The following is a 14164-nucleotide window of genomic DNA, read 5'->3' as shown; positions in this document are numbered from 1 at the left end:
CTTATCCTTGAGAAAGATTGTCGGCCACTAGTGTGTGGCTTGGCGATGATTGCAAGCGGGCGCGGGCATTCTCGATCGCCGTCTGCAGCGGCTGTTGGTAATCGGCATACTGTGGCTGCGCTAACAGCCACTGCCACTGCGCAATTGCTGGCAAATATTGCTGACGTTGAAACAGCGCGTTCGCCAGCAACATACGGGCTTGCAGCTGTGCCGGTTGTTGACGGAAAACTTGCCCCAGTAGCTCACAGGTACTGTCGCTGAGTTGCCGCTGGTCGCGGTAATATTGCAGCTCAGCCAGTTGCGCCAACAGCTCAGGTTGGGGGCCTTGAAGTTCGATCAGTTGCTGTTGCAGCTGTACCGCTTCTGGGTAGAGCCCGCCTTGGTTGTACAACGCCACCAGCTCCAGCATCAGTTGCGGCTGCTGCGGTGCTTTTGCCAACTGTCGCCGAGCCTCGGTGATGCGCCCGGCCAGTTGCAAGTCGATATGCTGATCGACAAAGGCCTGTTGCCACTGGCCAAACGCCCCCAGTTGACCATAAGCTAAAGCGCTACAGATGCTGATGCTGAGCACCAGCAACAAGCCACCGAAACTGGGTTCTTTAGTGCCACCATGACGCCGCGCCAACCACCACAGCAGCAGTGGTAACAGCAGTATTAATAGCAGCAGAGCAGTTTCCATCGCTGCCTCCCGTTACATGCCAGGCATCATGCCGCCATGACTCTTGGCGGGTTTTTCCACTTTGACCAGTTCCACATCGAAGATCAGTGCCGCTTGCGGTGGCACTGCGCCAACGCCCTCGGCCCCGTATGCCAGCGCAGCCGGAATAAAGAAGCGTGCTTTGCCACCAGGGTGTAATTGGCGGATACCCTCTTCTAATCCTGGGATCATGGTCATCAGTGCAAAACGAACCGGTTGCTCGCCGCTGTTTTCAAATTCAGTACCATCCAACAGCGTGCCACGGTATTTGGCGGTCACCACATCTTCTGGCTTAGGTGCGTCGCCAGTGCCTTGCTGTTGCATTTGATACTGCAAGCCACTTTTGAGAGTGGTGACACCGGCAACCTTGGCATTTTTTTCAAAGAAGGCTGCGGCGGCGGTGCGATTGTTTTCCGCCACTTGTTTACGCTGGGCAGCGCGTGCCTGATTTAAGGTTTCTGCGCGTTGGTTCAACAGGTTAACCGTTTCATCATCGGTGAGTTTTCCTTGGTTTTTCAGCGCATCGACAAAACCTTCAATCACCAGCGCCACATCAGTCTTAGCCCCTAGTTGTTGCTGTTGATAAAGCTCGTTGGATAGATAATTCCCCAAAGACAGCCCCATGCTGTAAGACTCTTTGTCCTGTTGGGTTTTCAGTTCACCGGCATAGCTGGTGGCACTGACACATAACGCCAGGCCACCCAACCATAAAATAGATTTACGCCACATAATAATGACTCCTGCTTGTTGCCATGTTATTGCTCGTTAAAAACGGGATCAGGGTTTGGCTACCGGTCGCCCGGAGATGCGCCAGCCGTAGATCCCATCCGGCATTTGTCTTACATCGGTATACCCCAGTTTCATCACTGCTCTGGCCGCCAGCACGCTGGAGGTACACAGACGGTTGACGCAGTAAAACACCAAGGTGGCATCCTTGTTTTCCGGCAGCAGTTTTTTCCAGTCACGCACATTAAAAAACACCGCACCGGGGATATAACCATCGGCCCAGATTTCCAGAGTATTCACATCGTAAAAATGCACCCCGGGTTGCCCCATCAACGACTCAGCTTCTCGCATCGAAATCTGGTTTAATTCTTGGTCATAGCGCACTGCTGGACGCGGTTCACCACCGCCCCCCGCCCACACATTCATGGCGGTCAGCCCCAGCAGTAACACCCAACCACAGCACTTGCTCATGATTCAGTCCTCCTCAGGCTTCCGGCATCACACCGGAAGCCTGCTTTAACATTTACAGCTTGCTACTGCCCTTGATAATGGCCTGCGCCTGTGTGACGTAGGTCAATGCGGCATCCAGACGCTGACGGGTGTAACGCGGTGCGTGAACCCCCCAGGAACCGTCTTTTCTGACCAGCTCCAGTGCATCGCTGGCTTTTTCAGTCAGCAACAACACCTGAGTCTTGTCAGCCACTGACAGATTGGCTTTCTGCAACTGGCGATTGACCTGTTTGACCGCACTTTCCACTTTGGCAAAGGTGTCTTTTACCGGGGTCTGCCAAGCCATCACTTTGCCGTAGATCTGCTGTTGATCTTTGAACTGCAGTGAAGCGCCCATGTTGGACTGGAACTGGCTATGACAACCTTTGTTGTCTACCACGTCGTGGTCAGAAACCGAGGTACGGGCACAGCTCCACATCAGGTCGATATAACCGTGACCGTTTTCATCCTTGGCAATGGTCCAGCCTTTGGTGGTGCTCTTACGTGGCTGGCCCTCTGGCGGATTCAAACTCTTGCGATCTGGACTGATGTCAATTTTCCACAGGTGAGACTTACGCACTGCATCGAAACCGGCATGGTCTGGATACTGAATCGCAGTGAAGTTTTCACAGCTGCCCATATTGGGCATATGGCAAGCAGTACAGCTAGATTTGCTGTGAGTTGTGGTATTGCGTGCCATTTCAGCCTGCGCTTCGTGGCAATCCACACACTGTTTTTTCAGCCCTGGTACGGTGAAACCAGATTTCCAGTCGTTAGCGGTCACTTCGTGTGGGTCATGACAGGTAGAGCAGCGCATGCCTTTGTCATAGTGTTCAGACATGAACATCTGCGCCCCTTCAGTACCACAAGAAGGACAAGCGGACTTGAACTTGGCGTTAAAGGCATATTCCAGTTTGTCTTTGCCCTGTGGAGTATCAGCCTGCGCATCTATGTAGTTGAAGCGCTGGTGACAACGTTCGCAGTTGGAAGGCATTCCGCCGCCAATACCGCCGGCCAGATGACCACCGGCGCCATGACACTCTTCACAAGCGATACCACGGCTGATGGTGTGTTCTTGCAGTTTCTTGGCATCGCCAAGTGCGGCAAAAAATTCATCTTTGGTTTTGAAGTCAAACTTGAAGGTGTGGCACACCTCGCAGTAAGAACTGGCAGGCTGGAACAGGAAGTTCTTGCCATAGCTCGCACCGTAGGAGGTCATCCCCCACTGGTGTGAGCCACTGCCGCCGAACTCTTTCATTTCGGTTGGGAAATCAGGGATCACTTTTTTGATCTTTTTGGCCATTTCCGGGGTCAGCCACTCGGCCCAGCCACGGGAGAACTGGTTGCCACCCGCCACCAAAGTGCCAGTACCGTCTTTCAGCAAACCGCCTTCAATATGGTAGGAACCGCGCACCAGCCAGTTATCGATATAACCGTACTTGGTACGTGGGGTACCAATGGTGGCATAGATGGTGTCAGGGGTGATGCCGTCTGCCAGAATTGACGCCTGCGATCCGTAAAGTTTTTTCTTCAGATCGTTATCCACTTCAGGATGTTCACCCGGGAAACGAATTGATTGGGCGTGACGTGAACGTTTCCACTTTTCATACTGTACTTGGTGGCACTCGCCGCATTTTTCCGGCCCAACAAACTTGTTGGGATAATCCAGAATCGACTTAGCGCCTAAACGGTACTGCACCGCAGCGGGATGTCCAGCACGTTTGGCGTACTTGGCGCTGCCGCCCGCTTCCAGATACTCTTCGCCGCGGTCTGATACCTGATATTCCCCTTTTATCCGGCCTTCGGCGGCATATTTAAAGATAGGATGGTGTTCAAACAGAAAATCGAACAGTTCCTTTTCTTGCACCACATAATCGTCCAGCGTTTTCACGCCGCGGGTGGGTTCTGTCAGATCCGGGTGAGCAATCACTTCAAGCGCGGCTTCACTCATGCTCTTGTTGTTATGTCCCGGTTTACCGTCAGAGGTCGCCATCACCGGGCTGACTGCTATGGCAGTGCCCAGACAAAACAGTGCGCCAGCAACTGTTTTGGTATTCCATGGTTTCATCACTCTCTCCTCAATTTTTTAAAATGGTGATGCTCAGTTCCGAACAGCAAATGGCCAGCAACTACCCTGCAAAGCAGCCACTTCAGGAACCGGCACCGGCTAATAATGGGTAGACACATGCCTGAAAAATCTGCGCTGGCGCACACTGAAAAATCTGTCACATCTCAGAAATTATGAAACGATAAAAATTGTTTAATTTCATGTAGTTAATTATTTACCATTACTAATAATTCAGTTCTCAAACGGCTCTTTTTAACTCTCAAAAAATCTCAAAAAACGGTTGTATTTGTGAAAAGTTCACAAGCGGAATAGCAACCTCAGCGGGATCACAGTTTGCTGATGAATACACGCTAAATTCAGCTGAGCTGACGGGACGTTCCACAATAGTAGTGGCAGACAAGGAGACAGATATGGCAGCAGAAATGGGGCATTTACTGCTGATCCTGGCAACGGCAATGATGTGGGGCACCGCATTCTGTGTGATGTGGTTGCCACATACCCCAACCCACTTTAGGCTGAGCCAGTTGCTGGCTGATAGTGCCACGCTGGCAGTGTTCGCCAGTTATCTATTGCTGAGTTACTGCTTTATTACTGATGATTTTTCGGTGCGTTATGTTGCCGACAACAGCAACAGCCAGCTACCGCTACTGTATAAGGTGGCCGCCGTTTGGGGCAGTCACGAAGGTTCATTGCTACTGTGGTTATTGATACTTGGCGGATTGCTGCAGTATTTCCGTCGCAGCTCGTTAGTGCTACTGCAACGGCAAGGGCTTGGGATATTAGCGGCGTTTGCTGGCGCCTTTGCGTTAGTGATGTTGTTAAGTGCCAATCCATTTGTGCGGCTATTACCGGCCGTGCCGCCGGAAGGACGCGATCTTAACCCGATTCTGCAGGATATTGGCCTGATCCTGCATCCGCCGCTGTTGTTTGCCGGATATGCATTACTTGGGGCGCTGTTTGCCATCTGCGTGGCTATTTTGCTGGATGGCAGATTTCATCAGGCATGGCGTGCGCTCAGACAATTGAGTTTGCTGAGTTGGCTGTTTTTGAGTGCAGGTAACGTGTTGGGTGCCTGGTGGGCGTACAGCGAACTGGGCTGGGGCGGTTGGTGGTTCTGGGATCCGGTAGAAAATGCCGCCTTTATTCCTTGGTTGCTCACTACCGCACTGCTGCACTGTTTACTGCCCAAACAGCCTTCACCACAACTGGCACGGCTCAGTCTGCTGCTCGGGATTATCGCTTTTGGCAGTTGTCTATTGGGCACTTTTCTGGTGCGTTCGGGGATTGTGCAATCGGTGCACGCGTTTACCAGCAATGCCGAGCGCGGCTCGCTGTTGTTATTGTTGATGGCACTGATGCTGCTGCCAGCATTGTGGCTTTATGGCAAGCGCAGCACCCAGCTTAAATGTTATGGAGAGCCCGCCGCAATCGCGCTATTGCTGGGCATTGCATTATTGCTGGCGGCAGCGTTCTCAATACTACTTGGCACCCTTTATCCCTTGCTTTGTGAATTAGCCGGATTGGGAACGCTGTCGGTAGGCGCGCCCTATTTCAATATGATTTTCGTTCCCTTATTGCTGCTGATGGCAGTGCTGATGAGCTGGAGCTTTGTGCGGCGGCACGGTAACGGTTGGCTGTTGTGGCCGTGGCTGTTACTCAGCGGGTTGTGGGTTTTGCTGTTTCCCGGCCACAGCCCGGTGTTCACGTTTCTCGGCATTGCCGCTGCCAGCGGCATACTGCTGGCTGAGACTCAACTCTGGTTTTACCCCCAAGCGCGTCACCCCACAATTGCGGCGCGCATCGCCCATGTTGCGGTGGCAATTGCGATTCTGGGCGGCACCTGTAGCAGTCAGTACGAAACCGAAGCGCTGCTGCGCATGAGTGCCGATCAGGGACGCACACTGCACGGTAGCTTTGGCAGCTACAGTTTTGTCTATCGCAATACCCAGACGCTGGAGCAAAGGGCCTATCACGCTATTGCCGCAGACATTGAGCTGTATCGTGGGCAAACGCAACTTATCACCACGCTACAGCCACAGCGACAGACCTTTCGCAGCAACGGCATGGAAGTCACTGAAGCGGCGGTGTACCACGGCTGGTTACAGGATTTCTATGTATCGCTTGGGCAAGAGCTGGAGCCCGGCGTTTATCTGGTGCGGATCAGCATTAAACCACTGATTAGCTGGCTGTGGCTCGGGGGATTGTTACTGCTGCCAGCCGCCTTGTGCGCCTGTTGCCCTCGCATTTATCGGCGGTTGCCGATTGTCATCCCCCATAAAACCATTAACCAAGGAGTGGCCTATGAATAGCAGACACTGGCTACAGCCATTGCTGGCGATAGCGCTACTGCTGAGCCTGCCACTCGCGGGGGCTGAGCAAAACCTCATCCAGCTCAGCAATGACATTGCTAGGGAGTTACGTTGCCCTGCCGCCATCAACCAGAGTCTGTATGAATCGGAAGCGCCAATTGCAGCGGAGCTGAAAGCGCAGATTTACCAGAAATTGCAGCAAGGCGAAGACCGCGAGCAGATCATTAATTTCATGGTGCAACGCTACGGTGAACGTATTCGCTATCAACCGCCACTGACCCCGGCCACAATGTTGTTATGGACCGCACCAGCGTTATTGGTACTAGGGTGTGGCGGCTTACTGCTGCTGGGGCGGCGCCAAGGAGACAACAGATGAAACATTACATGACTTGGCTATTATTGCTGTGGTCACTACTGTCTACAAGCGCTGCGCAGGCAAGCAACCAAGTGTTGCCGAAACCTATGGTGCTCAGACAACTGGTAATGCTGCAACATCCGCAACCACTGCCGCTGATAGCATTGAGTGATTTACAGGGGAACGCCCATAACTTTGCTGATAATCATGGCCGAATCACAGTGCTCAGCCTGTGGGCGACCTGGTGCACCTTATGTGTGCGTGACTTGCAACACCTGCAGCAGTTGCTGCCACAGCTTGATCCGCAACGTATCAGCGTGGTGCCACTATCGATTGATGAAGATCTGACGTTGGTGCCACCCTTTTTGCAACAACATCAGTTGCAGTTTCAGCAAATGTGGCTCGACCCACAACAACAGGTAGCAGACATTCTGCCCACCGATGTCGTCCCGGCCACATTTTTACTGAATGGTAATGGGGAACTCGTTGGCTTTGTGCGTGGCTATGTGGACTGGGCGGATGCCAGCGTTGCGCCCTACTTGCGGCAGTTGGCCGATCAGTATGTCAATCAGCCACAATCGTAACTGAACACTCTATGGTCTGTAGACCAACTTGGGCTCACGGCCACTGCTGTTTCTGGCACTACCGTGTTTTTCGCCGACTTCCTCGTCCGATACGCCAAGGGCGAGGAAGTGTTCTTTTACTACAGATTATTGATGATTTTGTATTATACTTGAGCGACAGCGCTGGATATTTGTTGCGCATAGCGTTATAATCCGCCGCTTTTGAAACGGAAAGTCGACGCGGGGTTGATTTTCCTGCTGTAAAATTCTTTTTGCGTTCTCAACGCACCCACAAGGCTACAATCTAATGTCATCCAGTGAACTGACTTTCCGTGAACTCGGACTTTCCGAGGAGTTGCTGCGCGCCCTGAACGAATTGGGCTACGAGCATCCAACCCCCATCCAAGCCGCCAGTATCGTGCCGCTGATGGAGGGCAAAGATATTCTGGGCCAGGCTCAGACTGGTACCGGTAAAACCGGTGCTTTTGCATTACCGTTACTCAACGCCATTGACCACAAACTAAACGCCCCGCAAATTCTGGTATTGGCGCCAACCCGGGAATTGGCCGTACAGGTCGCAGAAGCCTTTACCAGTTACGCCAAATATCTCAAAGGCTTTCATGTGCTGCCTATTTATGGTGGTCAGAGCATGCATCAACAGCTGCAGGCGCTGCGCCGTGGCCCACAGGTCATCGTTGGCACACCAGGCCGCGTCATGGACCATATGCGCCGTGGCACGTTGAAGCTAGATACCATCAAGGCGTTGGTACTGGATGAAGCCGACGAAATGTTGAAAATGGGCTTCATCGACGATATTGAATGGATCCTCGATCAAACGCCAGATGACCGCCAACTGGCGCTGTTTTCCGCGACCATGCCGGAACAGATCAAACGCGTTGCCAACAAACATCTGGAAAGTCCAATCAACATCAGCATTGCCTCCAGCCATGCGACTGTTGACGCCATTGAGCAGCGCTTTATTCAAGTATCACAGCACAACAAGCTGGAAGCACTGGTGCGTATTCTGGAAGTGGAAAACACCGAAGGGATTATTATCTTCGTGCGTACCCGTAACGCTTGTGTCGAATTGGCTGAGAAGCTCGATGCCCGAGGTTATGCATGTTCACCATTACATGGTGATATGAACCAGCAAGCCCGTGAACGCGCGGTTGACCAGTTGAAAAATGGCAAACTGGATATTCTTATCGCGACTGACGTAGCGGCTCGTGGTCTGGACGTAGAACGTATCGGCCATGTCATTAATTATGATATTCCCTACGATACCGAAGCCTATGTGCACCGTATTGGTCGTACTGGACGTGCGGGCCGCAGCGGCATGGCAATCCTGTTTGTGACCAACCGCGAAATGCGCATGTTGCGCATGATCGAAAAAGCCACCAACAGCCGTATTTCGCCGATGAAAGTCCCGAGCCCGGAAACCGTGGCGGAACGTCGGTTGTCGCGTCTTGGCGATCAGGTGGCTGAAGTCATCAATACCCAACAGTTAGACTTTATGAAAGGCGCAGTGGCACAGTTGTGTCAGCAACTGGAAGTCGATACCGATATTCTGGCCGCCGCCTTGCTGTATCAGGTTCAACAAGAACGGCCACTGCAACTGCCACCAATGCAGGAGCGGCAGCGTGACGTGCAGGACAGCAAATTCCAGAGCGGCGAAGACCGTGGCAGTCGCCGTCGTAGCAGCAGTAGTCGTGCGACCCCAACCGATTTGGGCAGCGCTGATGTGCTGAAAGACAATCCAGACATCAAGATGTGCCGTTATATGCTGGAAGTCGGCCGCGATCATGGTGTAGGCGTGGGTAATATTGTTGGTGCCATCGCTAACGAGGCCAACATTGATAGCCGTTACATCGGCCAGATCCAACTGTTCGATCAAATCACCACTGTCGACCTGCCAGCCGGGATGCCAAAAGATATTCTGGTGCATCTGCGCAAAGTACGCGTCTGTGGTCGGCCAATCAACATCAAAGAAGTCGGCACACAAATGGATACTGGCAGCAGCAAGCCCCGTCGCAGCCAGAAACAAGATGAAGGCGGACGCAGCCGTTCCGACACTGAACGCAGCCCCCGTAGCGAGCGCAGCAAACCCCGTGCTGAAGGGGAACGACGCCCCAAACGCCGTGAACGCAAAGAGTCATAATTAAGAAGAAAGGAGCCAGCAGGCTCCTTTTTTATGGCGGGCATAGTTAGCTTATTGGCCGAAGCGCGTGGCCTCAAAGCTATTCAGTAGACGATGGATCAAATAGCAAATACATAAGGTGCCAACAATAGCGCCCATGATGCTGGAAATACGGTATAACGCGCTGAAAAACAGGTCATTGCCGGGCGCTAAATACTGACCAAATAAGATGCCTAAGGTGGTCATGGCACCAAACCCCACACCGGAACCGGCGGCTTCTTTCACGTGGGCCTGCGCAAACAGCATAGTGCCCAACCATAGTAGTGGTGCCACCAACAGCAGTAAGCCTGACCAGTCATAAAGTAACAACTGCACCAACAAACCGTAGATCACTCCAAGAATGGTGCCCATGGCGCGTTTCCTGGCATAGCCTAACGCGCCGTTCCAGTGCATCGGAAATAACAGCAACAAGGTAGTGGCCTGCGCAGACAACGAGTCTTTCAGATCGCACAGTTGAAACACCATAAAGGAAATTGTCGCCATGCTGGCACCGAGCAGCGCTTCATGGCGCGTCCGGTGTGGCTGCTTGGGTTCCGCTTGGTGGGAAACCCGTGCTTCCACATCGGGAAATAACACCGTCATCAAATAAGCGATAAAAACAGACAAGGCACAGGCCAGCAGATTACTGCTGATCAGATCGTTAAGATCCGTCGCCGGATAGCTGGCAAAATGCAGCATAATACTGAGGTTGATGACCCCATTAGCGCCAAACAAAAACAGGCTGCCCTTAGACATACAGGCAAAACGATACAAAAACAGCAGGAACACCAGCGGCGTCATCAACCCTGGATGCCCGCCAAACAAGCCGCCAATAATACCTACCTCAATGCCACAGACCGCGCCAGCGGCGAGCAACTGCCGCGCCGCATGTGCATTCATAGTTGGGACCAACCCCAACAACAGCATCGGGGTGACTACATAGAACACGCCGTAATTCCAGTTCATCAGCTTACAGATGACAAAGCCCAACGTCGCACCCGTTGCCACCCGCAAGCACTGTCGCAAATCGTTTGCCGTCAGCGGCTGATTACGCAATAACATCGGCCGCCTCAGTAGATATAGTGCAGCAAGCTGATGAATTTGATTTGCAGATGCGCTAAGAACCGCAGCATCCCATGTTGTGGCAGCAACTGCACCGTGGCCCGCGCACCTGCCGCCAAGCGCAGCTGTTCGTGACTACGCAAATCCAGATGCAACCGCAAACGCTGAGCATCACGCACCCAACGGTCAGATTCGGTGGGGGTCGCCAACGAGCCATCAGCAGCAAACTGCCCCGCACTGACACCCGCATCGATACTGCTGACGGTGGCTGCATATAACCGACCCGGTTCACCATCAAATGCCACCCAGGCTTCACTGCCAGGGCCGATATCCTTCAGTGTCTTCTCACGGAAATCAGCAATGATATCGGTATGTTGAGACACAAGCGCCAACACTGGCGTCGCCACATTAACCACACTGCCTTGCTGTAGCTGCAAGTTAGTCACCACCCCGTCTTCAGCCGCGGTTACTCTGGTGTACGCCAGGTTCAACTGTGCTGTCGCCAGTTGATTCTGCGCCTGGCGCAGCTTCAGGTTGTGCGCGCCGTCCTGACCACGAGAAACCTTGAGTTTTGCCAACTGGGCATTGGCCGATGCCAGCGCGGCCATTTCGGTACGCACCGTGGTTTGCGCTTGTTCTAGGCTCTGGCGCGACACGCTGTGGTCATCAAACAGGGACGCCAGCCGTTTGGCCTCTCGCTGTGCCTGTGCTAAAGCCGCTTCACTGGCAGTGACACTGGCTTTAGCTGCCGCAATCGAGGCATCCAGCTCAGCGTTATCCTGCTGTGCCTGCTCCAGTGCTAATTGGGCCTGCTGCAACGCTAGTTCATAGGGTTGAGGATCAATGACAAATAGCAGCTCTCCCTGGTGTACCTGCTGGTTGTTGCGCACCGCCACCTGCACTACTTTACCGCTAACCTGCGGCGCCACCTTGGTGACCAGATGAGTAGCCATGGCCTGCGGTGTCAGCGGAATCTTCAGATCCGCCAGCATGAAATAAGCAAAAGTGATGGTAAACCCGAACATGGATAATTTGATCATGCGGGCAAACTGTTGATCTGGCGTCATAAAACGGGAAACTCTCCTAAATCTGTTACTTTTTAGCAGCTAATTGGCGTTGGGCATTGTTGGTGATACGTTGCAATATCTGCTCAAATTGGGTCAGTTCTGCTTCACTGATGCCGTCCAGCAGATCTAAACGTACTTGCACAATCAAGGTCTCCATCTGATCCAGCAGTTGCCGTCCAGCATCGGTTAACCAGACAATGCGGGCGCGTTTGTCTTGATCACAACAATGGCGGAGGATCAGCTGTTGCTGCTCCAACTGCGCCAGGGTACGCATCAGCGATGGCAGTTCGATCTCTAGGGCATCGGCTAAGGCTTTTTGACCGACACCATCGCCCATGCGCCGTAACTTCCACAGCGCCGTCCAGCGAGGATGGGTCAAACCCAGCGGTACCAGCTTTGCATCAGCCACCATGCGCCACAACCGGTGGCTGCGCCCTAGGTGCTCAGCCAGTGACAGTTCTCGCAGGTGATCGAGCAATTTGTCCATCATGGATCCCTAAATATTTAGCAGGCTAAGTATTATATTTATTTAGCCTGCTAAGTAAATCCCCGCGGTGAAAATCAGAAAGGTGATCTGCGGCGAATATTGCGTATCTGCCCCGTCAGAAATATTAAAAAGCAGTTGTTTCACACACTTGAGATAGACTTGACTATCTATACTTGGCGTTTGTTTATCGTCGTTTTCATGTCCGGAGGGTTTACAGTGTTTTCCAGACTAAAAGTGGGAACCCGCATCATTCTGGGGGTATGTGTCATGCTGGTGGTGGTCATGACATTCATCATGCCGCTGGTATTATCTCAATTCACTACTCAGATTGCAGAATCGGAACAGCGCGAATTGCAAAAGCTGTATCAGACTGCCACCGCTGAAATTCAGAGTTCCGGCAAGCTGGCAGAAGCGCTGGCGACTGTGGTCGCCAATACCCCGGAGATGCAGGCCGAATTTGCTAATGGACAGCGACAACAACTCAATGCCCGCAGCCAACTCATCTTCAAGCCTCTGAAACAGGATTTTGCCGTGGAGCAATTCCAGTTTCATACGCCTGCCGCACTCTCGTTCCTAAGGGTGCACAAGCCGGAAAAATTTGGTGATGATCTGTCATCCTTCCGTGAAACGGTAGTGCAGACCAATAGCAGCCACCAATCGATCATGGGATTGGAAAAAGGCGTTGCAGGGTTGGGGATCCGTGGTTTGGCTCCGGTCAGCTATGAGGGGAAACACATAGGATCGGTCGAATTTGGTATGTCATTCGGCCAGCCATTCTTTGATGAGTTCAAGCAAAATTACCAAGCAGAAATTGCGTTACTCATTCCCAAAGGCAGTGACTTTACACGCTTTGGCGGCACCTTTGAGCTGCCGCAGTTTAAAGACAATCCACTGCTGAATAAGGTCATGCAGGGGCAAACCGAACATTTTCGTAGTGACGTGAACCACACAAGTCATGCGATTTACCTGCATCAGATCCAGGATTTCTCTGGTAAAGCGATTGGGGTGCTGGCGATTGCAATGGACCGCAGTTATGCCGAACAGGCGCTGTGGCATATCAATCTCAAGCTAGCCGCAATCGGTTTGCTAGCGCTGGTGATCGGTGCCGTAATCGCGGTGTTTATTGCTCGCAGTATCACCGGGCCGATTGGCGAAGCCACGCGGGCGATGAACAATATCGCCGAAGGTGAAGGTGATTTAACCCAGCGTATCAAGGTACACAGCAAGGACGAGATCGCCGAACTAGCACAGGCGTTCAACCGCTTTGCCAGCAAAATTCACAGTACCATGCAAAGCGTGGCGCAGGTGACCGAATCATTGGCCGCCTCTGCAGAAGAGATGTCGGGGATCACCGGCGACAGTCGCCGTAGCGCCGACAAACAGCAGCAGGAAACCGAGCAGGTCGCCACCGCTATGAATGAAATGGCAGCAACGGTACAGGAGGTGGCCCATAATGCCACCGATGCTGCCACCGCGGCGGAACAGGCCAGTCAGGCCAGTGATGACGGCAAACAGGTGGTGCAGCAAGTGGTGGCACAGATTGATGGTCTAGCGCGGGAAATCGGCCATGCCGCTGACACCATCAATAAGCTGGCGCAGGACAGCCAAGCGATTGATACCGTGCTGGAAGTGATCCGCACTATTGCCGAACAGACCAATCTGTTAGCGTTGAATGCCGCCATTGAAGCGGCGCGCGCGGGTGAGCAAGGCCGTGGTTTTGCGGTAGTGGCCGACGAAGTTCGCTCACTGGCCAGCCGCACCCAGACCTCAACGGCGGAGATCCAGCAGATCATCGAGAATCTGCAGCAAGGCGCCCGTTCAGCCGTGACCGTGATGCAACAGAGCAACCAAACCACCGGCCAGTGTGTGCAACAGGCGGGTAATGCTGGTGAAGCGTTGGAGCAGATCCGCGCTGCAGTATCAACCATCACGCAGATGAATATTCAGATTGCCAGCGCCGCCAACCAGCAGGTCGCCGTGTCCGCCGAAATCAACCAAAACGTCAGTAACATCAACGATGCCGTGGCCCATAGCAGCGATAGCGCCGCTCAGATTGCCGAAGCCAGTAGCGAATTGGCAACGCTGTCTGCGCGGCTGCAACAGTTGCTCGGACAGTTCCGCCTGTAACCCCATCGCGCACACCAAAAAGCCTGCAATTTGCAGGC

General features: G+C 53.0%; 12 protein-coding genes. 5 read left to right on the top strand and 7 right to left on the bottom strand.

Annotation, left to right across the window (positions count from 1 at the left end; genetic code table 11):
• Window position 1: 1 nt before the first annotated feature.
• The 4 genes from J3L11_RS12960 to J3L11_RS12945 are packed head-to-tail and all read right to left on the bottom strand — an operon-like array spanning window position 2 to window position 3980.
• Window positions 2-679: a hypothetical protein gene (locus tag J3L11_RS12960; protein ID WP_207571267.1), complete on the bottom strand. Its 678-nt coding sequence runs from the start codon at window positions 677-679 to the stop codon at window positions 2-4.
• Between the two features lie 12 nt (window positions 680-691).
• Window positions 692-1426: an FKBP-type peptidyl-prolyl cis-trans isomerase gene (locus J3L11_RS12955; protein WP_207571266.1), complete on the bottom strand. Its 735-nt coding sequence runs from the start codon at window positions 1424-1426 to the stop codon at window positions 692-694.
• 48 nt (window positions 1427-1474) lie between these two features.
• Window positions 1475-1894, bottom strand: a complete 420-nt coding sequence (locus tag J3L11_RS12950) for a rhodanese-like domain-containing protein (protein ID WP_133040161.1) — start codon at window positions 1892-1894, stop codon at window positions 1475-1477.
• Window positions 1895-1946: 52 nt separating this feature from the next.
• Window positions 1947-3980, bottom strand: a complete 2034-nt coding sequence (locus tag J3L11_RS12945) for a multiheme c-type cytochrome (RefSeq protein WP_189616703.1) — start codon at window positions 3978-3980, stop codon at window positions 1947-1949.
• A gap of 410 nt (window positions 3981-4390) precedes the next feature.
• Here J3L11_RS12945 and J3L11_RS12940 point away from each other — a divergent pair, with 410 nt between their 5' ends.
• The 4 genes from J3L11_RS12940 (at window position 4391) to J3L11_RS12925 (ending at window position 9365) form a co-directional block, all read left to right on the top strand.
• On the top strand, window positions 4391-6289 hold the full coding sequence (locus tag J3L11_RS12940; RefSeq protein WP_207571265.1) for a cytochrome c-type biogenesis CcmF C-terminal domain-containing protein: 1899 nt from the start codon (window positions 4391-4393) through the stop codon (window positions 6287-6289).
• The gene (locus tag J3L11_RS12935; RefSeq protein WP_207571264.1) at window positions 6282-6665 is read left to right on the top strand and encodes a cytochrome c-type biogenesis protein; all 384 of its coding nucleotides are present in this window, start codon (window positions 6282-6284) and stop codon (window positions 6663-6665) included. Before J3L11_RS12940 ends, J3L11_RS12935 begins: the two co-directional genes overlap by 8 nt.
• Complete coding sequence (locus J3L11_RS12930; RefSeq protein WP_207571263.1) at window positions 6662-7228, top strand: TlpA disulfide reductase family protein; 567 nt, start codon at window positions 6662-6664, stop codon at window positions 7226-7228. Before J3L11_RS12935 ends, J3L11_RS12930 begins: the two co-directional genes overlap by 4 nt.
• Window positions 7229-7514: 286 nt before the next feature.
• A complete protein-coding gene (locus tag J3L11_RS12925; protein WP_207571262.1) occupies window positions 7515-9365 on the top strand; it encodes a DEAD/DEAH box helicase in 1851 nt (616 codons plus the stop codon).
• Between the two features lie 51 nt (window positions 9366-9416).
• On the opposite strand, the gene J3L11_RS12920 is transcribed toward J3L11_RS12925, so the two are convergent.
• From J3L11_RS12920 to slyA, 3 genes are read right to left on the bottom strand one after another with little or no spacing between them, the layout of a single operon-like run.
• Complete coding sequence (locus J3L11_RS12920) at window positions 9417-10445, bottom strand: DUF2955 domain-containing protein (protein WP_207571261.1); 1029 nt, start codon at window positions 10443-10445, stop codon at window positions 9417-9419.
• An 8-nt stretch (window positions 10446-10453) separates the two neighbouring features.
• A complete protein-coding gene (locus J3L11_RS12915) occupies window positions 10454-11512 on the bottom strand; it encodes an HlyD family secretion protein (RefSeq protein ID WP_207571260.1) in 1059 nt (352 codons plus the stop codon).
• 25 nt (window positions 11513-11537) lie between these two features.
• Window positions 11538-11999: a transcriptional regulator SlyA gene (slyA, locus tag J3L11_RS12910; RefSeq protein ID WP_133040180.1), complete on the bottom strand. Its 462-nt coding sequence runs from the start codon at window positions 11997-11999 to the stop codon at window positions 11538-11540.
• A 267-nt stretch (window positions 12000-12266) separates the two neighbouring features.
• Between slyA and J3L11_RS12905 the strand changes: the two genes are divergently transcribed.
• Window positions 12267-14126 (top strand): methyl-accepting chemotaxis protein, encoded by a 1860-nt coding sequence (locus tag J3L11_RS12905; protein ID WP_242695237.1) that lies wholly within the window; start codon window positions 12267-12269, stop codon window positions 14124-14126.
• Window positions 14127-14164 lie beyond the last annotated feature (38 nt).

This window comes from Shewanella sp. 4t3-1-2LB, assembly GCF_017368415.1.
In the GTDB taxonomy this organism is placed as follows: Bacteria; Pseudomonadota; Gammaproteobacteria; order Enterobacterales; family Shewanellaceae; genus Shewanella; species Shewanella fodinae.
Note: the sequence above shows the minus strand (reverse complement) of the source record. Positions and strands in the feature narration are given on the sequence as shown.